Here is a 25,236-nt window from a genome sequence, read left to right as displayed (position 1 = left end):
CGCCGACCAGTCCTCAGCCATCGCCCAACGTACCAGCGACGGCATGCAGGTGCAGTTCCGCGAAATCGACCAGGTGGCCACCGCCTCCAATGAAATGAGCGCCACCGCCCATGACGTCGCCAACAGTGCCGCAAGCGCGGCCAATGCCGCCCGTGGTGCCGATCAGTCCGCCAAGGACGGCAGTGCAATCATCGAGCGCAGCACCCGTGACATCGCCCTGCTGGCCGAGGATGTCAGCAAGGCGGTTGGCGAAGTCGAAACCCTGGCGGCCAACAGCGAACAGATCGGCTCTGTACTGGAAGTCATTCGCAGCATTGCCGAACAAACCAACCTGCTGGCCCTCAATGCCGCCATTGAGGCCGCACGTGCCGGTGAGAGTGGCCGTGGCTTCGCCGTGGTCGCCGATGAAGTGCGCAACCTGGCCAAGCGCACCCAGGAGTCCGTGGAAGAAATTCGCCAGGTGATCGAACGCCTCCAGAGCAATACCCGCAGCGTGGTCGCAACCATGCATGCAAGCCAAGGCAAGGCTCAGGAGAACGCCGGGCAGATTCATCAGGCCGTCGCAGCCCTTAACCGCATCAGCGAAGCGGTGACAGTCATCAGCGACATGAACCTTCAGATCGCCAGCGCCGCCGAACAGCAAAGCTCAGTGGCAGAAGAGGTCAACCGCAACGTCTCGGCAATTCGTGGTGTCACCGAAACCCTGACCGGCCAGGCGGCCGAGTCGGCGCAAATCAGCAATCGACTCAACACCCTCTCCTCGCAACAGATGGCCTTGATCGAGCAGTTCAAGGTTTGACCCTCTAGCCCATGCTGGCGTCCGCAGCATCGACCTCTGGTCGCATCTGCGCACGCCAGCAAAGCCCCGGCACCGGCAATACCTCCTCCCCGACATACAACCGATAGCGGTTGCCTTCCCCAGCGCCGAGCCTTCGGACATCCCGCCCTGTCCCGCATTTGTAACGTTGGCGATGCACCCTGAATTAACGGCATTTGTTCCGTGCGTGTTTATAGGTAATGACGCATTCAAACCAGAGCGCTAATAACTGGCGCATCTATACCAACGGCATTAAAACAATAGTTTTGAACAGCACTTGATCTCCATCAACTTAATAGGAATTTCTCCCGACAAAAATTTGCGAATCCCGAAAAAGGGGCTAGCGTCAAATCTCGAATCACCCTAGATAAAATGCTCTAAAAACCCATGAAAGCCCAGCCAGACGGGGCTGCAGCACTTCAAAAACAGACAGGAATACACCGCCTAACTAGTTGAACAACAATGGAATGTAGCCATGAACTGACCTGAATCAGTTCATCCAAAAGTCGCCAATTTTATGCTGGCCTCTCTCTTCTCCTGGAATGGAGTTATCCAATGTCAGACGCTCCTGGAAAACTAAAGCTCGGTGCGCTAGTCGCACTTGTGGTGGGCTCAATGATTGGCGGTGGTATCTTTTCACTGCCGCAAAACATGGCCGCCAGCGCTGATGTCGGAGCCATCCTTATCGGCTGGGCCATTACCGCAGTCGGCATGCTGACCCTGGCCTTCGTCTTCCAGACCCTGGCCAACCGCAAACCGGATCTGGACGGCGGGGTGTATGCCTATGCCAAGGCCGGCTTCGGCGACTACATGGGCTTCTCATCGGCCTGGGGTTACTGGATCAGCGCCTGGATAGGTAACGTCGGCTACTTCGTGCTGCTGTTCAGCACCCTGGGCTATTTCTTCCCGATCTTCGGCGAGGGCAACACGCCTGCCGCGATCGTCGGCTCGTCAATCCTGCTCTGGGCCGTACACTTCCTGGTGTTGCGCGGGATCAAGGAAGCGGCCTTCATCAACCTGATCACCACCGTCGCCAAGGTGGTGCCGCTGGTGCTGTTCGTCCTGATCACCCTCTTTGCCTTCAAACTGGACATTTTCACCGCTGACATCTGGGGCCGCATGAACCCGGACCTGGGCAGCGTGATGAACCAGGTGCGCAACATGATGCTGGTCACCGTCTGGGTGTTCATCGGTATCGAAGGCGCGAGCATCTTCTCGGCGCGGGCAGAAAAACGCTCGGACGTGGGTAAGGCCACGGTCATCGGTTTCATTACCGTGCTGCTCTTCCTGGTGCTGGTCAACGTGCTGTCGCTGGGCATCATGACGCAGCCCGAACTGGCCAAGTTGCAAAACCCGTCGATGGCGGCGGTGCTTGAGCACGTGGTCGGTCACTGGGGCGCGGTGTTGATCAGTGTCGGCCTGGTCATCTCGCTGCTGGGCGCGCTGCTGTCCTGGGTGTTGCTGTGCGCCGAAATCATGTTCGCAGCGGCCAAGGACCACACCATGCCGGAATTCCTGCGCCGTGAGAACGCCAAGCAGGTACCGGCCAATGCCCTGTGGCTAACCAATGCCATGGTGCAGATTTTCCTGGTCATCACCCTGTTCTCTGCCAGCACCTACCTGAAGCTGATCTACCTCGCCACCTCGATGATCCTGGTGCCTTACCTGTGGTCGGCAGCCTATGCCGTGCTGCTGGCGGTACGCAATGAAACCTATGAACAAGCCTTGGCCGAGCGCAAGAAGGACCTGTTCATCGGTGCGATTGCCTTGATCTACGCGATCTGGCTGCTGTACGCCGGCGGCGTCAAGTACCTGCTGCTCTCGGCGTTGCTCTATGCCCCTGGCGTGATTCTGTTCGCCAAGGCCAAGCATGAAGTCGGCCAACCCATTTTTACCAACGTGGAGAAGTTGATTTTCGCCGCCGTGATCGTCGGCGCCCTGGTGGCAGCCTACGGCCTTTATGACGGCTTCCTGACCCTGTAACCCCCGTATTCGCAACTTGGAGGAAATAAGCCATGTCCACGGAAAAAGTTAAGTACGGCGTACATTCCGAAGCCGGCAAACTGCGCAAAGTGATGGTTTGCTCCCCCGGCCTGGCGCATCAGCGCCTGACGCCGAGCAACTGCGACGAGTTGCTGTTCGATGACGTCATCTGGGTCAACCAGGCCAAGCGTGATCACTTCGACTTCGTCACCAAGATGCGTGAGCGCGGTGTTGAAGTGCTGGAAATGCACAACCTGTTGACCGAAACCATTCAGAACCCCGAAGCACTGAAGTGGATTCTCGACCGCAAGATCACCCCGGACACCGTCGGCGTCGGCCTGACCAATGAAGTGCGCGGCTGGCTGGAAAGCCTGGAGCCCCGCAAGCTGGCCGAATTCCTGATCGGCGGCGTGGCCGGTGAAGACCTGCCAGAAAGTGAAGGCGCCAGCGTCATCAAGATGTACCGCGACTACCTCGGCCACTCCAGCTTCCTGCTGCCACCGCTGCCCAATACCCAGTTCACCCGGGACACCACCTGCTGGATCTACGGCGGGGTGACACTGAACCCGATGTACTGGCCGGCCCGACGCCAGGAAACCTTGCTGACCACCGCCATCTACAAGTTCCACCCGGAGTTTATCAACGCCGACTTTGAAATCTGGTACGGCGACCCGGACAAGGACCATGGCCAGGCAACGCTGGAAGGCGGCGATGTGATGCCGATCGGCAACGGCGTGGTTCTCATCGGCATGGGTGAGCGTACGTCGCGCCAAGCCATCGGCCAACTCGCGCAATCGCTGTTCGCCAAGGGCGCCGCAGAGAAAATCGTGGTTGCCGGCCTGCCGAAATCCCGTGCGGCGATGCACCTGGACACTGTGTTCAGCTTCTGCGACCGCGACCTGGTCACGGTCTTCCCGGAAGTGGTCAAGGAAATCATCCCGTTCATCATCCGTCCGGACAGCAAGAACAGCTACGGCCTGGACGTACGACGGGAGAACAAATCCTTCCTTGATGTCGTAGCCGAGTCCTTGAACCTGAAAGCACTGCGCGTTGTGGAAACCGGTGGCAACAGCTTCGCTGCCGAGCGCGAACAGTGGGACGACGGCAACAACGTGGTGGCCCTGGAGCCTGGTGTGGTCATTGGCTATGACCGTAACACCTACACCAACACCCTGCTGCGCAAGGCCGGTGTCGAAGTCATCACCATCAGCGCTGGCGAATTGGGCCGTGGCCGTGGCGGCGGCCACTGCATGACCTGCCCAATCGTACGTGACCCGATCGATTACTAAACGACCATCACCCCGGCCACGCCTACCCGGCGTTGGCCGGGCCGATCACCGAATCCAAGGAGAATCATCATGGCGTTCAACATCCACAACCGTAACCTGCTGAGCCTGGAACACCACACCACACGCGAGTTGCGTTACCTGCTTGACCTGTCACGCGACCTGAAGCGCGCCAAGTACACCGGCACCGAACAGCAGCACCTCAAAGGCAACAACATCGCGCTTATCTTCGAGAAAACCTCGACCCGCACGCGCTGCGCCTTTGAAGTGGCCGCCTACGACCAGGGCGCCAACGTGACCTACATCGACCCCAACTCCTCGCAGATCGGCCACAAGGAAAGCATGAAGGACACCGCCCGCGTGCTCGGGCGCATGTACGATGCCATCGAGTACCGTGGCTTCAAGCAGGAGATCGTCGAAGAACTGGCCAAGTACGCTGGCGTACCGGTGTTCAACGGCCTGACCGACGAGTATCACCCGACCCAGATGATCGCCGACGTACTGACCATGCGTGAGAACAGCGACAAACCGCTGCACGACATCAGCTACGCCTACCTGGGCGATGCCCGCAACAACATGGGCAACTCGCTGCTGTTGATCGGCGCCAAACTGGGCATGGATGTGCGCATTGCCGCGCCCAAAGCCCTGTGGCCACATGATGACCTGGTGGCTCGCTGCAAGAAATTCGCCGAAGAAAGTGGTGCACGTATCACCCTCACCGAAGACCCGAAAGCGGCGGTCAAGGGCGTCGACTTTGTCCATACCGACGTCTGGGTGTCCATGGGTGAGCCCGTCGAAGCCTGGGGCGAACGCATCCAGCAACTGCTGCCGTATCAGGTCAACGCCGAACTGATGAAAGCCACTGGCAACCCTCGGACCAAGTTCATGCATTGCCTGCCGGCTTTCCACAACGCCGACACCAAGGTCGGCAAGCAGATCGCCGAGCAGTACCCGCACCTGGCAAACGGCATCGAAGTGACCGACGACGTCTTCGAGTCGCCAGCCTGTATTGCCTTTGAGCAAGCGGAAAACCGTATGCACACCATCAAGGCAATCCTGGTGTCGACCCTGGCAGACCTGTAGGTCCTCGTCCTGAAGCACGTGTGGGAGCAGCGTTGCCTGCCCCCACACGTGACGGTTGCCAAACAGCCAACGTGCTTCCTCCCCTTTCGCTAAAAGGACATCACCATGCGTATCGTTATTGCATTGGGCGGTAACGCTCTGCTGCGCCGTGGCGAACCAATGACTGCGGACAACCAGCGCACCAATATCCGGATTGCCACCGAACAGATCGCCAAGGTTCACCCCGGCAACCAGTTGGTCATCGCTCACGGTAATGGCCCGCAAGTGGGCCTGCTGTCGCTGCAGGCGGCGGCTTATACGTCGGTTTCCCCCTACCCGCTGGATGTGCTCGGGGCCGAAACCGAGGGCATGATCGGTTACATGATCGAACAGGAACTGGGCAACCTGCTGGATTTCGAAGTGCCCTTCGCCACCTTGCTTACCCAGGTCGAAGTTGATGCCAATGACCCGGCGTTCAAGCATCCGAGCAAACCGATCGGCCCGGTCTACAGTAAGGAAGACGCCGAGCGCCTGGCCAAGGAGAAAGGCTGGGCCATCGCCCCGGACGGCGACAAGTACCGGCGCGTGGTCGCCAGCCCAAAACCCAAGCGCATCTTTGAAATTCGCCCGATCAAATGGCTGTTGGAAAAGAGCAGTATCGTGATCTGTGCCGGTGGAGGCGGCATCCCAACGATGTACGATGCCAACGGCAAGCTCCAGGGTATCGAGGCCGTGATCGACAAGGACCTGTGCTCGGCCCTGTTGGCTGAACAACTGGAAGCGGACCTGTTGGTGATTGCTACGGATGTGAGTGCGGCGTTCATCGACTACGGCAAGCCGACCCAGAAAGCCATCGCCCAGGCGCACCCGGACGAACTGGAAAAACTCGGTTTTGCCGCCGGCTCTATGGGACCAAAGGTGCAGGCAGCTTGCGATTTTGCACGCAACACCGGCAAAGTGGCGGTCATCGGATCGTTGGCCGACATTGAAGACATCGTCAAAGGTACTGCAGGCACTCGCGTCAGCACGGCCACAGCCGGTATCCGCTACCTTTGACCCGTGTGACGGGCGTGCGCGCCCGTCAGTTCTAACCCCAAAGGAGCACACCATGGCCAAGTTTGAACCCGGTCATTTGCATTTCGAGCGCCATGCGCTGAACAAGGATGACTACAGCTACAACCTGTGTCTTGACTATGAAGTCACGCACGACCCCAAGGAAGGTAAAGGCATGCTCTTTACCCTTCACGGTACGATCGAGGGCAATACCCTCAAGGAAGACTTCTTCCTGCCCAAGGATCAGGCTTTCGATTTTGCCCGCCATGCAACACGCATCGCCCAACAATACGGCATGCCCAAAACCGCAGGCATCGGCTCAATGCACAGTTACTACGACCAGGTGTTCGAAGACGTGCGCCGACAGCTCGACGTAAAACCCGGAGACCCGATCAAACCGGAACATCTCGGCTAGCCGTCAGGGCCTCATCGCCAGCGTGGTAACGGGCACACACCTGCCAGCGATTCGACCGTATCGCAGGCGCAAGGCATACTAGCCTCCCCCGGCAGTACAGACCCGTTAACGCCCCATGCGCATCCACGTCAGCTTCATCGACCGCGTCGGTATCACCCAGGAAGTCCTGGCCCTGCTCGGTGCCCGTCATCTGAACCTGGACGCCGTGGAGATGGTGCCGCCCAACGTCTACATCGATGCGCCGACCTTGAGCCCCGATGTACTCGAGGAGTTGCACGACGCCCTGCTCAATGTACGCGGCGTGCAAACGGTGAAGGTCGTCGACATCCTCCCCGGCCAGCGTCGGCACTTGCAACTGGATGCACTGCTGGCGGCAATGAGCGACCCAGTGCTGGCACTGGACAGTGCAGGTACAGTCCTGCTGGCAAATCCGGCGCTGATTGCGCTCTGCGGCCAGGAGCCGGCGGGGCGCTCAGTGGGGGAGTTTTTCGGCGACCCCGGCCTGCTCGATGCCTTGCTCGAAAACGGTTTTCGCTTGCCCATGCGTGAAATGGTCCTCAACGGCCAGAGCCTGCTACTCGACGCCACCCCGATCACCAATGCCGGTGCCTTGCTGACCCTGTACCAACCCAACCGCATCGGTGAGCGCCTGTCGGCCCTGCATCACGACCACGCCGAAGGCTTCGATGCGCTGCTCGGAGACTCACCGCCGATACGTACACTCAAGGCCCGCGCACTGCGGGTCGCCACCCTGGACGCACCGCTGCTGATCCATGGCGAAACCGGTACCGGCAAAGAACTGGTGGCCCGCGCCTGCCATGCCATCAGCAGCCGACACACCGCACCGTTCCTGGCCCTGAACTGTGCAGCCCTGCCAGAGAACCTTGCCGAGAGCGAACTGTTCGGCTATGCCCCCGGGGCCTTCACAGGTGCGCAGCGTGGCGGCAAACCGGGGCTAATGGAACTGGCCAACCAGGGCACGGTGTTTCTCGACGAGATCGGCGAAATGTCGCCCTACCTGCAAGCCAAGCTGCTGCGGTTTCTCAACGATGGCAGCTTTCGCCGGGTGGGCGGCGACCGTGAGGTCAAGGTCAACGTGCGGATCCTCAGCGCCACCCACCGCAACCTGGAGAAAATGGTCGCCGAGGGTACCTTTCGCGAGGACCTGTTCTACCGCCTGAACGTGCTGAACCTGCAAGTACCACCACTGCGCGAGCGCGGCCAGGACATCCTGTTGCTGGCCCGCTATTTCATGCAACAGGCCTGCACCCAGATCCAGCGTCCGCTCTGCCGTCTGGCCCCCGGAACGTACCCTGCCCTGCTCAGCAACCACTGGCCTGGCAACGTGCGGCAATTGCAGAACGTGATCTTCCGCGCCGCCGCGATCTGCGAAAGCAGCCTGGTGGACATCGGCGACCTGGACATCGCCGGCACGTCTGTGGCCCGCGAACAGGATGGTGAAGTGACCAGCCTGGAACAGGCCGTGGAAGACTTCGAACGCAGCCTGCTGGAAAAACTCTATGCCACCTACCCTTCCACCCGGCAGTTGGCCAACCGCCTGCAGACCTCGCACACGGCCATCGCCCATCGCCTGCGCAAGTACGGCATCCCCGGAAAGCACTGAAAGCGACATTCAGCGTACTGAAAACGCTACGGCGTAACGATTTCGATACAGTACGGTTTTTGCGCTACAACGCAAGGTTTTGATCCCTTTGAGCTTTTTTCTCGCACCCCGGCTGTAGCGATTTCGCTACAGCCGTGTCATCCCGCATTCATGAAAAATCATAAGTCATTGATTTAAAAGGAAATTATAGAAGTGGCCACAAAATTGCTAAGGAGTTACCAGTCCTAGGCCTGGTTGCGTAACCGGCCCGTCACCGTGTCCCCCGAGGAATTCCCATGAGCGAGTTGCGTTTTACCGAAGATCACGAATGGCTGCGTGTCGAAGCTGACGGCAGCGTCACGGTTGGCATCACCGCGTTCGCCCAGAACGCGCTGGGCGATGTGGTCTATGTGCAACTGCCGGAACTGCAGCACTACGAAAAAGGCGCCGAAGCGTCTACCGTCGAGTCGGTCAAGGCCGCCAGTGGTGTCTACATGCCACTCGACGGCGAAGTCGTTGCCGTCAACGACGGCCTGGAAGACAGCCCTGAGCTGGTCAACGAAGACCCACTCGGCGCAGGCTGGTTCTTCCGCTTCATCCCGGCCGATGCCAGCGCCGTCGAGCAACTGCTCGACCAGGACGCCTACGACCGCCTGATCAAAGCCAGCGCCGACGCCTGAGGAGCCGCCATGACTATCAACCTCGGCACTGCCAACGAATTCATCGCCCGGCACATCGGCCCACGCCAGAGCGACGAGCAGAGCATGCTTGCCACCCTGGGCTTTGATTCGCTGGACGCCATGAGCGCCAGCGTGATTCCCGACAGCATCAAGGGCACCAGCGTGCTCGATGCTGGCGCCGGCCAGAGCGAAGCAGACGCACTGGCAGCACTCAAGGCCATCGCCAGCAAGAACCAACTGTTCAAGACCTTTATTGGCCAGGGCTACTACAACTGCCATACCCCTGCGCCGATCCTGCGCAACCTGCTGGAAAACCCGGCCTGGTACACCGCCTACACCCCGTACCAACCCGAAATTTCCCAAGGCCGCCTGGAAGCCCTGCTGAACTTCCAGACCCTGATCAGCGACCTGACCGGCCTGCCGATTGCCAACGCCTCGTTGCTCGACGAAGCCACCGCTGCTGCCGAAGCCATGACCTTCTGCAAGCGCCTGAGCAAGAACAAAGGCAGCCATGCCTTCTTCGCCTCCGTGCATTGCCACCCACAAACCCTCGACGTACTGCGCACCCGCGCCGAACCGCTGGGTATCGACGTGGTGGTTGGCGACGAGCGCGAGCTCAGCGACGTCAGCGCGTTCTTCGGCGCCCTGCTGCAGTACCCGGCCAGCAACGGTGAGGTCTTCGACTACCGCGAGCTGACCGAACGCTTCCACGCCGCCAATGCCCTGGTCGCGGTCGCCGCTGACCTGCTGGCCCTGACCTTGCTGACGCCACCAGGCGAATTCGGTGCCGACGTGGCCATCGGCAGCGCCCAGCGCTTTGGTGTTCCGCTGGGCTTCGGCGGCCCGCACGCCGCCTACTTCTCCACCCGCGACGCCTTCAAGCGCGACATGCCAGGCCGCTTGGTCGGTGTGTCCATCGATCGCTTCGGCAAGACAGCACTGCGCCTGGCCATGCAAACCCGCGAGCAGCACATTCGCCGCGAGAAGGCCACCAGCAACATCTGCACTGCTCAGGTACTGCTGGCCAACATCGCCAGCATGTACGCGGTCTATCATGGCCCGCAAGGCCTGAAGCAGATCGCCGAGCGCACCCACCAGCTGACCGCCATCCTCGCTGCCGGCTTGCAGGCACTGGGCGTCACCGTCGAGCCACAGAGCTTCTTCGACACCCTCACCCTGGCCACCGGCAGCAACACCGCTGCGCTGCATGAGCGCGCACGCGCCCAACAGCTGAACCTGCGCCAGATCGACGCCCAGCGCCTGGGCCTGTCGCTGGATGAAACCAGCCGTCAGGCCGATGTTGAAACACTCTGGGCACTGTTTGCCAACGGCCAGGCACTGCCAGACTTCGCGGCACTGGCAGCCCGCGTCGAATCGCGCCTGCCAACAGCACTGCTGCGCCAGTCAGCGATCCTCGAGCACCCGGTGTTCAACCGCTACCACAGCGAAACCGAGCTGATGCGTTACCTGCGCAAGCTGGCCGACAAGGACCTGGCGCTGGACCGCACCATGATTCCGCTGGGCTCCTGCACCATGAAGCTCAACGCTGCCAGCGAAATGATTCCGATCACCTGGGCAGAGTTCGGCAACCTGCACCCCTTTGCCCCGGCCGAACAAAGCCAGGGTTACCAGCAACTGACTGACGAGCTGGAGGCCATGCTCTGCGCCGCCACCGGTTACGACGCAGTATCGCTGCAGCCTAACGCCGGCTCTCAGGGCGAGTACGCTGGCCTGTTGGCCATTCGCGCCTACCACCAGAGCCGTGGCGACGATCGTCGTGACATCTGCCTGATCCCGTCGTCGGCCCACGGTACCAACCCAGCCACTGCGCACATGGCCGGTATGCGCGTGGTCGTCACTGCCTGTGACGCCCGCGGCAACGTCGATATCGACGACCTGCGCGCCAAGGCCATCGAGCACCGCGAACACCTCGCCGCCCTGATGATCACGTACCCGTCGACCCATGGCGTGTTCGAGGAAGCCATTGGCGAGATCTGCGCAATCATTCATGACAACGGCGGCCAGGTGTACATCGACGGCGCCAACATGAACGCGATGGTCGGCCTGTGCGCCCCTGGCAAGTTCGGTGGCGACGTGTCGCACCTGAACCTGCACAAGACCTTCTGCATCCCGCACGGCGGTGGCGGCCCCGGCGTTGGTCCGATTGGCGTCAAGGCCCACCTGGCACCGTTCCTGCCAGGCCACGGGCACATGGCACGCAAGGACGGCGCGGTCTGTGCCGCACCGTTCGGCAGCGCGAGCATTTTGCCAATCACCTGGATGTACATTCGCATGATGGGTGGTGCCGGCCTCAAGCGCGCCTCGCAGATGGCGATCCTCAACGCCAACTACATCGCCCGTCGCCTGGAAGAGCACTATCCTGTGTTGTACACCGGCAGCAATGGCCTGGTTGCCCATGAATGCATCCTCGACCTGCGCCCACTCAAGGACAGCAGCGGTATCAGCGTTGACGATGTGGCCAAGCGCCTGATCGACTTCGGCTTCCACGCACCGACCATGTCCTTCCCGGTAGCCGGCACGTTGATGATCGAGCCTACCGAGAGTGAGTCCAAGGAAGAACTGGACCGCTTCTGCAACGCGATGATCTGCATCCGCGAAGAGATCCGCGCGGTAGAAAATGGCAGCCTGGACAAGGACGACAACCCGCTGAAGAACGCGCCACACACGGCAGCCGAACTGGTGGGTGAATGGGCACATGGCTACAGCCGCGAACAGGCGGTGTACCCACTGCCAACGCTGATCGAAGCCAAGTACTGGCCGCCGGTTGGCCGGGTCGACAACGTGTTCGGCGACCGTAACCTGGTCTGCGCTTGCCCGTCGATCGAGAGCTATCAGGACGCCTGATGCCTGAACGGCAGGAGCCGGCACAACCGGCTCCTGCAACCGTCCCACCCCTGAGGGCACGACCATGTCACTAAGCGTCTTCGACCTGTTCAAGATTGGCATCGGCCCCTCCAGTTCCCACACCGTCGGCCCGATGCGTGCCGCTGCGCGCTTCGCCGAAGGGTTACGCCGCGATCACCTGCTGGGCGCCACCGCCAGCGTCAAAGTCGAACTGCACGGCTCGCTCGGCGCCACCGGCAAGGGCCACGGCAGCGACAAGGCGGTTTTGCTCGGCCTGGAAGGCGAGCATCCCGACAACGTCGATACCGAAACCATTCCTGCTCGCTTGCAGGCCATCCGCAGCAGCGGACAGCTGAAACTGCTAGGCGAACACAGCATCGCGTTCATTGAAAAGCAGCACCTGGCGATGATTCGCAAACCGCTGCCTTACCATCCCAACGGCATGATCTTCCGCGCCTTCGACGCTGCCGGGTTGCAAATTCGCAGCCGCGAGTACTACTCGGTCGGTGGCGGCTTTGTCGTGGACGACGATGCAGCCGGGGCCGACCGCATCGTCGAGGACCGCACGGTGCTGCCATTGCCGTTCAAGACTGCCAAGGAACTGCTCAGCCATTGCACCACACAGAACCTCTCGATCAGCCAGGTCATGCTGGCCAACGAGGCCGCCTGGCGCCCGGAAAGCGAAACCCGCAGTGGCCTGCTGCGAATCTGGCAGGTGATGCAGGACTGCGTGGCCGCTGGCTGTCGCAATGAAGGCATCCTGCCGGGTGGGCTCAAGGTCAAGCGCCGGGCCGCCGCGCTGTACCGCCAATTGTGCCAGCACCCGGAAGCGAACCTGCGTGATGCGCTCTCGGTGCTCGACTGGGTCAACCTCTATGCACTGGCGGTCAACGAGGAAAACGCCTTTGGCGGACGCGTGGTTACCGCACCGACCAACGGTGCCGCCGGCATCGTTCCAGCAGTGCTGCACTACTACATGCGCTTTATCCCGGGTGCCAACGAAGACGGCGTTGTGCGGTTTCTGCTCACCGCCGCAGCCATTGGCATTCTCTACAAGGAAAACGCGTCGATCTCCGGCGCCGAAGTCGGCTGCCAGGGCGAGGTCGGTGTGGCCTGCTCGATGGCCGCCGGTGCCCTCTGCGAAGTGATGGGCGGCAGTGTGCAGCAAGTCGAGAACGCCGCCGAAATCGGCATGGAACACAACCTCGGCCTGACCTGTGACCCCATCGGCGGGCTGGTTCAGGTGCCATGCATCGAACGCAATGCCATGGGCTCGGTCAAGGCGATCAATGCGGTACGCATGGCCTTGCGTGGCGACGGGCAGCATTTCGTCTCGCTCGACAAAGTTATCCGCACCATGCGCCAGACCGGCGCCGACATGAAAAGCAAATACAAGGAGACCGCCCGCGGCGGTCTGGCCGTCAACATCATCGAATGCTGACACCCCTTCTCAAGTCCCAAGGAGTCATCAATGTCCACCGAAACACTGCACACCACCCCACTGCATGCCCTGCACCTGGAACTGGGCGCACGCATGGTGCCCTTCGCTGGCTACGACATGCCCGTGCAGTACCCAATGGGGGTGATGAAAGAGCACCTGCACAGCCGTGAACAGGCCGGGTTGTTCGATGTCTCGCACATGGGCCAGATCCGCCTGACGGGCAGTGAAGCCGCCAAGGCACTGGAAAGCCTTGTGCCGGTGGACATCATCGACTTGCCGGTAGGCATGCAGCGCTACGCCATGTTCACCAACGAACAGGGCGGTATCCTCGACGACCTGATGGTCGCCAACCTGGGCAACGACACCTTGTTCCTGGTGGTCAATGCGGCCTGCAAGGAGCAGGACTTGGCGCACCTGCGCCAGCACATCGGCAACCAGTGCGAAATCCAGCCCCTGTTTGAGGAACGCGCCCTGCTGGCCCTGCAGGGCCCGGCGGCAGTCAAGGTACTCGAGCGTCTGGCTCCCGAAGTCGCGGGCATGACCTTCATGCAGTTCACCAGCGTGCAGTTGCTGGGTGTGGACTGCTACGTCAGCCGATCCGGCTATACCGGTGAAGACGGCTTTGAAATTTCCGTACCGGCGGCCAATGCCGACGCCCTGGCACGTCGCCTGCTGGCTGAGCCGGAAGTGGCGCCGATCGGCCTGGGTGCGCGCGACTCACTGCGCCTGGAAGCCGGCCTGTGCCTGTATGGCCACGACATGAACGCGCAAACCACCCCCATCGAGGCCAGCCTGCTCTGGGCCATCTCCAAAGTACGCCGTGCCGATGGCGCGCGTGCGGGCGGCTTCCCGGGTGCCGAGCAGATCTTCGCTCAGCAGCAAGACGGTGTTGCACGCAAGCGGGTCGGCCTGCTGCCCCAAGAGCGCACACCTGTCCGTGAGGACGCCGAGATTGTCGATGAAGCCGGCAGCGTCATTGGCCGTGTCTGCAGCGGTGGGTTCGGCCCGAGCCTGAGCGCCCCTGTAGCCATGGGCTACCTGGACACTGCACATGCCGCTCTGGATACCCCTGTGTGGGCCATCGTGCGTGGCAAACGCGTAGCGATGAAAGTCAGCAAGATGCCTTTTGTTGCCCAACGCTACTACCGCGGCTGATACCCGCCCAGAAGCGTGACGAAACGCGTTCGAGATTTTCGTAACCGAACGCGTTTCACAACATGTGAACACAGCCGAAAAACCGCTTGGAATGCACCAGAAAAAATCGCCCAAGCAGCGGCTAAAAAGGTCAAAATCCGGCGCTTTTCAGGGCTTGTTTTTGTCTTCAAAGTTAGCGTATTGTCTGTTCACTGTGTTTGCATGGGTCGCTATGGTTCGTGACCTGGGCAGTAGCTCTGAGATTTGCTACAACCCGTTCGACGTCTCTTACTTTCCTGCAACCCAGCCCAGTACTCTTTCATTTGAAAGAAGCTGTTACTAATTCTAAGTTCCAAAGGAAATAAGCTATGTCGACTCGTCAGAGCGGTACCGTCAAGTGGTTTAACGACGAAAAAGGTTTTGGTTTCATCACTCCAGAAAGCGGTCCGGATCTGTTCGTACACTTCCGCGCTATTCAGGGCAACGGCTTCAAGAGCCTGAAAGAAGGCCAGAAAGTTACCTTCATCGCCGTGCAGGGCCAAAAAGGCATGCAGGCTGACGAAGTTATCGCGGAAAATTGATTTCCCGATAAAAAGCCCCTGCTGGCAACAGCAGGGGCTTTTTTGTGCCTGTTATTCCGTAGAATGGGCGTTTTGCGCAAGGAGGGCTTCTTGTATGCCCAAGCACCTGTTGAAGCCTCAGGGCGATTTCCCAGCCGTCGGCCTGGGGCGTCGCCTTGCGGCAATGTTCTACGATTTCCTGCTGTGTACAGCGCTGCTGATGGTCACCACCCTGGTCTACAAGATGATCATGATGGCCTTCATCGGCGAGGCGCGGATGCGCGAACTGACCGATGCTGGCGCCCTGGACACCGACCCGCTGCTGTCGACCATTCTGGTGTTCATGCTGTTTGGCTTCTTCGCCAAATTCTGGACCCACGGTGGACAGACCTTGGGGATGCAGGTCTGGGGGATTCGCGTACAAAACGCAGATGGCAGCGCCATCGGCCTGTGGCAGGCACTGTTGCGCTTTGTTGTCTCCATCGCCTCCTGGCTGTGCCTGGGCCTGGGTTTCTTCTGGGTATTGATCGACAAACAAAAGCGCAGCTGGCATGACATGTATTCCGACAGTCAGCTGGTGCGCATCCCCAAGAAGGACAAGGAAAAGGCCTGAGCGCTGAAACCGTGATCAGTCGCCCATGAAAAAGCCGACCCCAGGGTCGGCTTTTTCATGCGCGTTACGGCTTAACCGGCCCTGCGCAACAGCCATACCCCTGTCAACGTGCAGATACCTGCCGGAATCAGCACCGCCAACAATGGCGGGAAACCGAACACCTGGCTGGACGGCCCCAGCAGATCCTGGGCAATCCGGAAGGTGAACCCCACCAGCACGCCGGTAAACACCCGCTGCCCCAAGGTCACCGAACGCAACGGGCCAAAGATGAACGACACCGCCATGAGCACCAGCGCCGCCGTCACAATCGGCTGCATCACCTTGGTCCAGAACGCCAACCAGTAGCGAGCGTTGTTCAAGCCCTGGTCGGACAGGTAGTGAATGTAGTCCCACAACCCGGAAATAGAGAGCGAGTCCGGGGCAACGACTACCGTATTCAACAACTCAGGGGTAACCGCCACATCCCAACGCTCCTCGGGGCTCTTGAGCACTTCAGTGCTGTCGCCGCGGAAGTGCGTGGTGGTGACGCCACTGAGCAACCAGTGATCGTTCTGATACTGGGCCTTGCGCGCAAAGCTGGACGTCAGCATGCGGCGCTCGCTGTCGAAGCGGTAGCGCGTTACGCCATACAAAAGGCCGTTGGGCTGAACGCTGTTGATGTGGACAAACTCATCACCCTGACGATGCCACATACCGCGCTTGGAAGACTGCGCCTCACCACCGCCCTGCGCCAGGGAGCGCTCGGCCTGGGCCTTGTTTTCGGTGACCGGGGCCAGGTACTCACCAATCAGCACGCCGACCAGCATCAGCACCAGCATCGGCTTCATGACTGCCCAGACGATACGGCCAATAGACACGCCAGCCGCGCGCATGATGGTCAGCTCACTGCTGCTGGCCAAGCTGCCGAGACCGATCAGGCAACCGATCAGTGCTGCCATCGGCAGCATGTCGTAGAGCCGACGCGGCGCGGTCAACAGCACAAAACTAGCCGCATCCATCAGGGTATAGGTGTTGCTGATGTCGCTCATTTCATCAATGTAGGCAAACAGCGAGGCCAGGCCGAGAATGATCCCCAATACGGCAATAATTGCCAGGAACACACTCTTGCCGATGTAACGGTCGAGTTTAACCACGGGCCACCTCCGCACGGCGGGCAGCACGCTTGAGCTTCAACGGCTCCCAGTACATCAACCCAAGGCCGATGAGCAGGAACAAGCCATGCACCCACCAAAGCCCCAAGGCGATCGGCAGCTTGCCTTTTTCCAGGGCACCACGCGCAGCGATCAACATTGTCAGATACGCCATATACAAAAGAATCGCCGGCAGCAGCTTGAGGAAACGTCCTTGCCGCGGATTGACGCGCGACAGCGGCACGGCCAGCACGGTCACGACAAACACCAGCAATGGCAACGAAATCCGCCATTGCAACTCGGAGCGCTCGCGCAGGGTCTTGGCACCCAGCAACTTCGACGTCGGGATTGCTTCCCGATCAGTCACTTCCTCGCTGACTTCCGGCTTGGGCAACAACACCCCGTAGGTGTCGTACTTGATGATGCGGTAATCGGCCTGCCCCGGATTACCGTCATAGCGGTAGCCGTTTTCCAGGATCAGGTAACGATTGCCATCCGCCTGCACTTCCTGACGCCCCTTCTCGGCCACCAGCACAGAAGGACCGCGGTCCTTGCTCTTGTCCTGGGAGACGCGTTTCTCGGAAATGAACACCCCGCCCAGATTCTCACGGTTATCGGATAGCTGCTCGCTATAGGTAACACGTGAACCGTCACGCAGGGTCTGGAAGCGTCCCGGAACCAAGGTGTCGAACTCGGTCAAGGCGTCCTGTTCATTGATGATCTGTGCCACCCGCGCAACGCCCTGAGGCGCAAGGCCCAGGCTCAACCAGGCCACCAGCAAGGCCACCAGCAAGGCCGGTGCCATGGTCATCGCCAGCAGGCGCTGCTGGCTCATCCCGGTGGCGGCGAGCACGGTCATCTCGCTTTCCAGGTAGAGCCGGCCGTATGCCAGCAAAATGCCCAGAAACAGGCCCAGCGGCAGGATCAGTTGCAGGAAACCCGGCAAGCGGAACCCCATGATCATGAACAATACGCTCGGGTCGAGCAGGCCCTGTGCGGCCTGAGCCAGGTACTTGATGAAGCGCCCGCTCATGATGATAACCAGCAGCACGGCGCTGACGGCACTCAAGGTCAGCATGACCTCGCGAGACAGATAACGAAAGACGATCAAACCAGACACTCCTGGGTTGTCAGGCTCAAACAGCCGAACAAGGGAAACGTAGCAGTCGCACCGGATGCACGCTGCAGACGTGAAACCGGCAAAAAAGTTGGCGCATTATCCTGTGATTGGCCGTGCCTGTCACTTGGCGTACGCAAAGCGTCATCTCGGGGTTGTCAGGCTGGGCGCAGCAGGCTCAAACTGGCGGCTTTATCACTGGCACGCAGATGCGCCGCCAGGCCGCTCCAAGCGCCTGCACAGACAGCGCACAGACCGATCATTGGGGACCCTGACATGGAATTGGTTGTAAAAAGTGTAGCCGCAGCATCGTTGAAGACCGCCACCCTGGTACTGGCTGTCGGTGAAGGCCGCAAACTCGGCACCACCGCCAAAGGCATCGACGACGCGACCGACGGCGCCCTGAGCGCACTGCTCAAGCGCGGCGACCTGGCCGGCAAGGTGGGCCAGACGCTGCTGCTGCAAAGCCTGCCTGGCCTGAAGGCCGAGCGCCTGTTGCTGGTCGGCACCGGCAAAGACGCCGAACTGGGTGATCGCAGCTGGCGCAAAGTCGTTTCCAGCGTACTGAACGTGCTCAAGGGCCTGGGCGGCAGCGATGCCGTGCTGGCGCTGGACGATGTGGCGGTCACTGGCCGTGATGCCCCTTACGAAAAAACCCGCCTGCTAGCCGAAACCCTGCTCGACGGCGAATATGTCTTCGACCGCTTCAAGAGCAAGAAAGCCGAGCCTCGTGCACTGAAGAAAATCACCCTGCTCACCGACAAGGCCACCCAGGCCGAAACCGAGCGCGCGGTCAAGCACGCCAGTGCGATTGCCAGCGGCATGAGCTATACCCGTGACCTTGGCAACCTGCCACCCAACCTGTGCCACCCAAGCTTTCTGGCGGACGAAGCCAAGGCACTGGGCAAGGCTCACAAGAACCTCAAGGTCGAAATCCACGACGAGAAGAAGCTCAAGGAACTGGGCATGGGGGCCTTTGTCGCCGTTGGCCAAGGCAGCGACCAGCCACCGCGACTGATCGTGCTCAACTACCAGGGCGGCAAGAAAAGCGAGAAGCCGTTCGTACTGGTGGGCAAGGGCATTACCTTCGATACCGGTGGTATCAGCCTCAAGCCTGGCGCCGGCATGGATGAAATGAAGTACGACATGTGCGGTGCTGCCAGCGTCTTCGGCACCCTGCATGCCGTGCTCGAACTGCAACTGCCCATCAACCTGGTCTGCCTGCTGGCCTGCGCCGAGAACATGCCAAGCGGCGGCGCCACCCGTCCGGGCGACATTGTCACGACCATGAGCGGGCAAACCGTCGAGATCCTCAACACCGACGCCGAAGGCCGCCTGGTGCTGTGCGACACCCTGACCTACGCCGAGCGTTTCAAGCCGCAGGCAGTGATCGATATCGCCACCCTGACCGGCGCCTGCATCGTTGCCCTGGGTAGCCATACCTCGGGCCTGATGGGCAACAATGACGCCTTGGTCGCGCAACTGCTCGAAGCAGGCAAACGCGCCGATGACCGTGCCTGGCAGTTGCCACTGTTCGACGAGTACCAGGAACAGCTCGACAGCCCGTTCGCCGACATCGCCAACATTGGCGGACCAAAGGCCGGCACCATCACGGCGGGCTGCTTCCTGTCGCGCTTTGCCAAGGCCTATGAGTGGGCGCACCTGGACATCGCCGGTACCGCCTGGGTCAGTGGCGGCAAGGACAAGGGCGCTACAGGTCGCCCGGTTCCATTGCTGACCCAGTACCTGCTCGATCGCGCCAACGGCTGAGGCCGCCCTGCCCGGCTGCGCCGCATACGCGCAGCCGGCGGGCACTGCACACCATGAGCCAAGTCGATTTCTACATCCTCCCAAGCCCGGCCCTTTCGGCGCGGCTGGTGTTCGCCTGCAAATTGTGCGAGAAAGCCTGGCGCCTCGGCCACCAGGTCTACCTCAATTGCAGCGACAGCACCCAACGCGACGAGCTGGACGAACTGCTCTGGCGCTTCAAGGGCGAGGCATTCGTACCGCACAGCAATGCCGAAGACGACCCCGAGGCCACTGTGGTATTGGGCCTGGGCGACACGCCCGGCAGCCATCAGGACCTGCTGATCAACCTCGACCTGAAGGTGCCAGGCTTCGCTGACCGTTTTGCCCGCATCGCTGAAATCGTGGTCGAAGACCCCGCGATTCGCCAGGCGACACGGGAGAGTTTCCGTTTCTACCGACAACAGGGCTATGCTCTGCAAGATCACCGCTTACAGCGACTCTGACGACGATGGACAAACCCACGCCCCACTCCAAGTCCGCGCACTTGCTGGATGACCTTGAGTCGATCCGCCAACTGCTCGGCGACGATACCCTGCAACCACCCTTGCTGACCGAAACCGTGGACCACAACGAGCAGATTCCACTGCTGCTTGAAGAGGCCATCGAACCGGTTGTGCCAACGCTTGAAGCTGAAGTGCCAAGCGCTCAGCCACCGGCACAGGAAGCACCTGACCCTCAGGCCAGGAGACAGGATACCCTCCTGCACCTGGACGTTGAGTTACGTGCTGCCGCACAGCTGATCATGCAGGACGTGATCGATGACTTCGCCCCGCACATCGAAACCGAGATCAAGCGTCGGCTGGATGCGCGTCTTGAGCGTTTGCTGAACCAGTTGCCAGAGTAAATCCGCGGGCCGTTGGCCCGCATTGCTCTGCGATCGCCATACCGGTCGTGCCCGCAATGGGTGAAACGACGTTTTCTGCCTCCTGCCATCACCTCAGGCTACGCCCCAGCGCCTATTCCCCGTTATACTTCTCGGCTTTCCCGAATAAACGCCATAGGGTCCCGCCGCGCATGGATAAGACCTACCAGCCGCACGCTATTGAAACTTCCTGGTACCAGACCTGGGAGTCCGAGAATTACTTCGCCCCGCAAGGTGCGGGCGAGCCGTACACCATCATGATTCCGCCGCCGAATGTCACCGGCAGCCTGCATATGGGTCACGGCTTCAACAACGCGATCATGGACGCCCTGATCCGTTTCCGCCGCATGCAGGGCCGCGATACCCTGTGGCAGCCAGGCACCGACCATGCCGGTATCGCCACGCAGATGCTGGTGGAGCGTCAACTGGAAGCCAAGGGCCAGAGCCGCCACGACCTGGGCCGGGAAAAGTTCCTGGAAAAGGTCTGGGAATGGAAAGACCAGTCCGGTGGCAACATCAGCCGCCAGATCCGCCGCCTGGGCTCCTCGGTAGACTGGAGCCGCGAGCGCTTCACCATGGACGACGGCCTGTCCGAAGCGGTCAAGGAAGCCTTCGTGCGCCTGCACGAAGACGGCCTGATCTACCGCGGCAAGCGCCTGGTCAACTGGGACACCAAGCTGCACACCGCAATCTCCGACCTTGAAGTGGAAAACCACGACGAGAAAGGTCACCTGTGGAACCTGCGCTACCCGCTGGCCGACGGCGCGAAAACCGCTGAAGGCAAGGATTACCTGGTCGTTGCCACTACCCGTCCGGAAACCATGCTGGGCGACGCCGCCGTAGCCGTTAACCCGAACGATGAGCGCTACCAGGCCCTGATCGGCAAGTTCGTCGAGCTGCCACTGGTTGGCCGCCGCATTCCGATCATCGCCGATGACTACTGCGACCCGGAATTCGGTACCGGCTGTGTGAAGATCACCCCGGCACACGACTTCAACGACTATGAAGTCGGCAAGCGTCACAACCTGCCACTGCTGAACATCTTCGACAAGAACGCCATGGTGCTGCCGGCAGCCCAGGTATTCAACCTCGACGGCAGCGTCAACGAATCCATCGATGCCACCCTGCCTGCCCGCTACGCCAACCTCGACCGTTTCGTCGCGCGCAAGCAGATCGTCGCCGATTTTGAAGCCGCAGGCCTGCTGGTCAGCGTTGACGACCACGCCCTGAAAGTACCGAAGGGCGACCGCTCCGGCACCGTCATCGAGCCGTGGCTGACCGACCAGTGGTACGTATCGACCAAGCCCCTGGCCGAGCCGGCCATTGCCGCCGTCGAAGATGGCCGTATCCAGTTCGTACCGAAGCAGTACGAAAACATGTACTTCTCCTGGATGCGTGACATTCAGGACTGGTGCATCAGCCGCCAGCTGTGGTGGGGCCACCGCATTCCAGCCTGGTACGACGAAGCCGGCAAGGTCTATGTCGGGCGCAGCGAAGAGGAAGTGCGCAGCAAGCACAACCTGGGCGCCGAGGTTGTCCTGAACCAGGACAACGACGTACTCGACACCTGGTTCAGCTCGGGCCTGTGGACCTTCTCGACCCTCGGCTGGCCAGAGCAGACCGAATTCCTGAAGAAGTTCCACTCCACCGACGTGCTGGTCACCGGTTTCGACATCATTTTCTTCTGGGTTGCCCGGATGATCATGCTGACCATGCACCTGGTGAAGAACGAGGATGGCACCCCGCAGGTACCGTTCAAGACCGTTTACGTCCACGGCCTGGTGCGCGATGGCCAGGGCCAGAAGATGTCCAAGTCCAAGGGCAACGTCCTTGACCCGCTGGACATCGTCGACGGCATCACCCTCGATGCCCTGCTGGAAAAACGCACCAGCGGCATGATGCAGCCAAAACTGGCCGAGAAGATCGCCAAGCAGACCCGTGCCGAGTTCCCGGAAGGTATTGCCAGCTACGGCACCGATGCCCTGCGCTTTACCTTCTGCTCGCTGGCGTCCACTGGCCGCGACATCAAGTTCGACATGGGCCGCGTCGAAGGCTACCGCAACTTCTGCAACAAGATCTGGAACGCCGCCCGCTACGTGCTGGACAAGGGCGAAGACTGCGGCCAGAACGGCGAAGCCTACGAACTGTCGCTGGCTGATCGCTGGATCATCTCGCAGCTGCAGCGCACCGAAGCCGAAGTGACCCGTCAGTTGGAGCAGTTCCGTTTCGACCTGGCAGCTCAAGCGCTGTACGAGTTCATCTGGAACCAGTACTGCGACTGGTACCTGGAGCTGTCCAAGCCTGTGCTGTGGGACGAAAACGCGCCTGTCGAGCGCGCGCGCGGCACCCGTCGCACCCTGGTACGGGTACTGGAAGTCGCGCTGCGCCTGGCTCACCCATTCATGCCATTCATCACCGAGGAAATCTGGCAGCGCCTGGCGCCGCTGGTCGGTGCAGAAGGCAAGACGATCATGCTGCAGCCTTGGCCAGTGGCCAACGACAGCCGCATCGATACGGCTGCCGAAGGCGACATCGAGTGGCTGAAGGAACTGATGCTCGGCGTGCGTAACATCCGTGGCGAAATGAACATCGGCCCGGGCAAACCACTGCAACTGTTCCTGAAGAACGCCAGCAGCGAAGACCAGCGCCGCCTGCAGGAAAACGAAGCGCTGCTCAAGAAGCTGGCGAAGATCGAATCCTTCACCGTGCTGGGCGAGCAGGACGAAGCACCGCTGAGCGCTACCGCACTGGTAGGCGATCTGCAGGTACTGGTTCCTATGGCCGGCCTGATCGACAAGGATGCCGAGCTGGCGCGCCTGAACAAGGAAATCCAGCGCCTGCAAGGCGAAGTCCAGCGCGTGGGCGGCAAGCTGTCCAACGCAGCGTTCGTTGACAAGGCGCCACCTGCCGTCATCGACAAGGAGCGCGCCAAGCTGGCTGAAGCCGAGCAGGCCTTGGCCAACTTCACCGAGCAGCATGCGCGGATTGCCAGCCTGTAACCGCTAGTACGCCGCCGTAACGCCATCGCGGGCAAGCCCGCTTCTACAGGTTGACAACCAACCGTGTGGGAGCGAGCTTGCCCGCGATGCGTTCCACAGGACCCCCTCATGAGCACACCCAACAAACCGACCCTGCACCCGCGCAATCGCCATCAGGGCCGCTATGACTTTCCCCAACTGATCAAAAGCAGCCCGGAACTGGGCCGTTTCCTGATCACGAACCCGTACGGCAAACCCAGCATTGATTTTGCCGACCCCGAGGCCGTAAGGGTCTTCAACCGGGCCCTGCTCAAGGCCCAGTACGGCATCCAGCACTGGGACATACCGGCAGACTACCTGTGCCCGCCCATCCCCGGACGCGCCGACTACCTGCACGCACTGGCCGACCTGTTGGCCGACGACAACGCCGGCGAAATTCCTCGCGGGGCGAAAATCCAGGCGCTGGACATCGGTGTGGGCGCCAACTGCATCTACCCGCTGCTCGGCTATAGCGATTACCGCTGGCGCTTCGTAGGCTCGGACATCGATGCCGTCGCACTGGCCTCGGCCAAGGCCATCGTCCAGGCCAATGGGCTGGGCAAGGCCATTGGCCTTCGCCTGCAGAGCAACCGCAAACACATCCTGCTCGGCCTGCTCAGCGCTGAAGACCGCTTTGACCTGACCCTGTGCAACCCGCCCTTCCATGCCTCGCGCGACGAAGCCACCCGTGGCAGCCAGCGCAAATGGCGGGCGCTGGGCAAGGCCGACCCCAAGCGCAAACTGCCTGTGCTCAACTTTGGCGGGCAAAACAATGAACTGTGGTGCGAGGGTGGCGAGATACGTTTCGTCAGCCAACTGGTGGCCGAAAGCGCGGCGATGGGTCAACAGGTGCTGTGGTTCACCAGCCTGGTCTCCAAAGCCTCCAACCTGCCTGGCATTCAGGCGGCCCTGAACAAGGCGGGCGCTCTCGAGCATCGCGTCGTCGAGATGGGGCAAGGGCAGAAGCAAAGCCGTCTGGTGGCCTGGACCTTCAAGGACGCAGCCGCCCGGCAACAATGGCGCCAGCAACGCTGGGCCGAACGACAGGCATGAAAAAGCCGCGCCAGACAAACATCAGGCGCGGCTTCAGGAACAGCTTACGACTTACTTGTTGACAGCGTCGGTCAGCACTTTGGCTGGAACGAACTTGACAACTTTCTTGGCCGCGATTTCGATGGCAGCGCCAGTCGATGGGTTACGGCCGGTACGGGCAGGACGCTCGGTGATTTTCAGTTTGCCAATACCTGGCAGAGTGATTTCGCTGCCATTTTCCAGTTGATCAGCAACGATCTGGCCCAGTTGCTCCAGAGCGTTACGCGCGGTGGTTTTTGGCGCGTCGATAGCTTCAGCGATATCGGCGATCAGTTGGTCTTTGGTCAATGCCATGGTGGTGTTCCTTCCCTATCAAATTCAGTTGGTTTGCAGAGTGCCGCGTCAGCTATCGGGCCAGGCCTGCAAATGCCCGGCGGCTCGGTGTTACAGCCACACCAATCGCGTATGTAGATACGCAAAATGACGTTTGGTTCGATGTGACACGAGCGGTCTGCCAGCGATGCGCCACATAGGGGGGCGCAAGACGGGGGCAAAGCTACCACAGAGGCGAATAAATATCCGCCTCAAGCAAGGCAAATGTTCAGGTTTTTCGGGGGTTTGCGCCAAAAAACGCAAAAAATCGAACAAAAAATGAACAAAGGCCATTTCACAATACATCCAGACACGGCGCAGCCCCAGGTCTGGGTTACACTGGGCGACTTTGCAATATGGCAGCGCCCTGCCCTTTTTCAGCCGA

General features: G+C 60.7%; 21 protein-coding genes. 18 read left to right on the top strand and 3 right to left on the bottom strand.

Going from position 1 to position 25,236, the window contains the following annotated elements:
* Nucleotides 1–43 precede the first annotated feature (43 nt).
* The 13 genes from AB7M23_RS11045 to AB7M23_RS10985 all read left to right on the top strand — a co-directional run bounded on the left by AB7M23_RS11045 (nt 44) and on the right by AB7M23_RS10985 (nt 15,512).
* A complete protein-coding gene (locus AB7M23_RS11045; RefSeq protein WP_371917225.1) occupies nt 44–799 on the top strand; it encodes a methyl-accepting chemotaxis protein in 756 nt (251 codons plus the stop codon).
* A 573-nt stretch (nt 800–1,372) separates the two neighbouring features.
* Nucleotides 1,373–2,800, top strand: a complete 1,428-nt coding sequence (arcD, locus tag AB7M23_RS11040; protein ID WP_454240827.1) for an arginine-ornithine antiporter — start codon at nt 1,373–1,375, stop codon at nt 2,798–2,800.
* Nucleotides 2,801–2,832: 32 nt separating this feature from the next.
* Nucleotides 2,833–4,089 (top strand): arginine deiminase, encoded by a 1,257-nt coding sequence (gene arcA, locus AB7M23_RS11035; RefSeq protein ID WP_065760161.1) that lies wholly within the window; start codon nt 2,833–2,835, stop codon nt 4,087–4,089.
* Between the two features lie 69 nt (nt 4,090–4,158).
* Nucleotides 4,159–5,169 carry an ornithine carbamoyltransferase gene (locus AB7M23_RS11030; protein ID WP_065760162.1) on the top strand — a complete coding sequence of 337 codons (1,011 nt, stop codon included), beginning with the start codon at nt 4,159–4,161 and terminating at the stop codon, nt 5,167–5,169.
* Nucleotides 5,170–5,274: 105 nt separating this feature from the next.
* A complete protein-coding gene (gene arcC / locus AB7M23_RS11025) occupies nt 5,275–6,204 on the top strand; it encodes a carbamate kinase (protein ID WP_065760163.1) in 930 nt (309 codons plus the stop codon).
* Between the two features lie 52 nt (nt 6,205–6,256).
* A complete protein-coding gene (locus tag AB7M23_RS11020) occupies nt 6,257–6,616 on the top strand; it encodes a DUF5064 family protein (protein WP_454240826.1) in 360 nt (119 codons plus the stop codon).
* A gap of 115 nt (nt 6,617–6,731) precedes the next feature.
* Nucleotides 6,732–8,240: a sigma-54-dependent transcriptional regulator gene (locus AB7M23_RS11015; RefSeq protein ID WP_454240825.1), complete on the top strand. Its 1,509-nt coding sequence runs from the start codon at nt 6,732–6,734 to the stop codon at nt 8,238–8,240.
* Nucleotides 8,241–8,515: 275 nt separating this feature from the next.
* Nucleotides 8,516–8,899 carry a glycine cleavage system protein GcvH gene (gcvH, locus tag AB7M23_RS11010; RefSeq protein ID WP_330522038.1) on the top strand — a complete coding sequence of 128 codons (384 nt, stop codon included), beginning with the start codon at nt 8,516–8,518 and terminating at the stop codon, nt 8,897–8,899.
* A 9-nt stretch (nt 8,900–8,908) separates the two neighbouring features.
* Nucleotides 8,909–11,764 carry an aminomethyl-transferring glycine dehydrogenase gene (gcvP, locus tag AB7M23_RS11005; protein ID WP_454240824.1) on the top strand — a complete coding sequence of 952 codons (2,856 nt, stop codon included), beginning with the start codon at nt 8,909–8,911 and terminating at the stop codon, nt 11,762–11,764.
* 64 nt (nt 11,765–11,828) lie between these two features.
* A complete protein-coding gene (locus AB7M23_RS11000) occupies nt 11,829–13,205 on the top strand; it encodes an L-serine ammonia-lyase (RefSeq protein WP_099773650.1) in 1,377 nt (458 codons plus the stop codon).
* A 30-nt stretch (nt 13,206–13,235) separates the two neighbouring features.
* Nucleotides 13,236–14,360, top strand: coding sequence for a glycine cleavage system aminomethyltransferase GcvT (gene gcvT / locus AB7M23_RS10995; protein WP_454240823.1), 1,125 nt, complete (start codon nt 13,236–13,238; stop codon nt 14,358–14,360).
* 347 nt (nt 14,361–14,707) lie between these two features.
* Nucleotides 14,708–14,920, top strand: coding sequence for a cold-shock protein (locus AB7M23_RS10990; RefSeq protein WP_065760170.1), 213 nt, complete (start codon nt 14,708–14,710; stop codon nt 14,918–14,920).
* Nucleotides 14,921–15,014: 94 nt separating this feature from the next.
* Nucleotides 15,015–15,512, top strand: coding sequence for an RDD family protein (locus AB7M23_RS10985; RefSeq protein WP_454240822.1), 498 nt, complete (start codon nt 15,015–15,017; stop codon nt 15,510–15,512).
* Nucleotides 15,513–15,583: 71 nt separating this feature from the next.
* Here the strand turns inward: AB7M23_RS10985 and lptG are convergent, their stop codons facing one another.
* Nucleotides 15,584–16,645: an LPS export ABC transporter permease LptG gene (gene lptG / locus AB7M23_RS10980; protein ID WP_065760172.1), complete on the bottom strand. Its 1,062-nt coding sequence runs from the start codon at nt 16,643–16,645 to the stop codon at nt 15,584–15,586.
* Complete coding sequence (gene lptF, locus AB7M23_RS10975; protein WP_330522034.1) at nt 16,638–17,753, bottom strand: LPS export ABC transporter permease LptF; 1,116 nt, start codon at nt 17,751–17,753, stop codon at nt 16,638–16,640. The genes lptG and lptF overlap by 8 nt, the downstream gene beginning before the upstream one ends.
* A gap of 282 nt (nt 17,754–18,035) precedes the next feature.
* Between lptF and AB7M23_RS10970 the strand changes: the two genes are divergently transcribed.
* From AB7M23_RS10970 to rlmF, 5 genes are all read left to right on the top strand, one after another.
* On the top strand, nt 18,036–19,529 hold the full coding sequence (locus tag AB7M23_RS10970; RefSeq protein WP_330522033.1) for a leucyl aminopeptidase: 1,494 nt from the start codon (nt 18,036–18,038) through the stop codon (nt 19,527–19,529).
* 53 nt (nt 19,530–19,582) lie between these two features.
* The gene (locus AB7M23_RS10965; RefSeq protein WP_065760909.1) at nt 19,583–20,011 is read left to right on the top strand and encodes a DNA polymerase III subunit chi; all 429 of its coding nucleotides are present in this window, start codon (nt 19,583–19,585) and stop codon (nt 20,009–20,011) included.
* Nucleotides 20,012–20,016: 5 nt separating this feature from the next.
* Nucleotides 20,017–20,412: a DNA polymerase III subunit chi gene (locus tag AB7M23_RS10960; protein WP_065760910.1), complete on the top strand. Its 396-nt coding sequence runs from the start codon at nt 20,017–20,019 to the stop codon at nt 20,410–20,412.
* Between the two features lie 170 nt (nt 20,413–20,582).
* Nucleotides 20,583–23,429: a valine--tRNA ligase gene (locus AB7M23_RS10955; protein WP_065760911.1), complete on the top strand. Its 2,847-nt coding sequence runs from the start codon at nt 20,583–20,585 to the stop codon at nt 23,427–23,429.
* 108 nt (nt 23,430–23,537) lie between these two features.
* Entirely contained in the window at nt 23,538–24,500 is a 963-nt protein-coding gene (gene rlmF / locus AB7M23_RS10950) for a 23S rRNA (adenine(1618)-N(6))-methyltransferase RlmF (protein WP_454240821.1), read from the top strand.
* A gap of 51 nt (nt 24,501–24,551) precedes the next feature.
* Here the strand turns inward: rlmF and AB7M23_RS10945 are convergent, their stop codons facing one another.
* Nucleotides 24,552–24,833 carry an HU family DNA-binding protein gene (locus AB7M23_RS10945; RefSeq protein WP_009398256.1) on the bottom strand — a complete coding sequence of 94 codons (282 nt, stop codon included), beginning with the start codon at nt 24,831–24,833 and terminating at the stop codon, nt 24,552–24,554.
* Nucleotides 24,834–25,236: the final 403 nt, after the last annotated feature.

Source organism: Pseudomonas sp. HLS-6 TE3448 (assembly GCF_053629555.1).
Note: the sequence above shows the minus strand (reverse complement) of the source record. Positions and strands in the feature narration are given on the sequence as shown.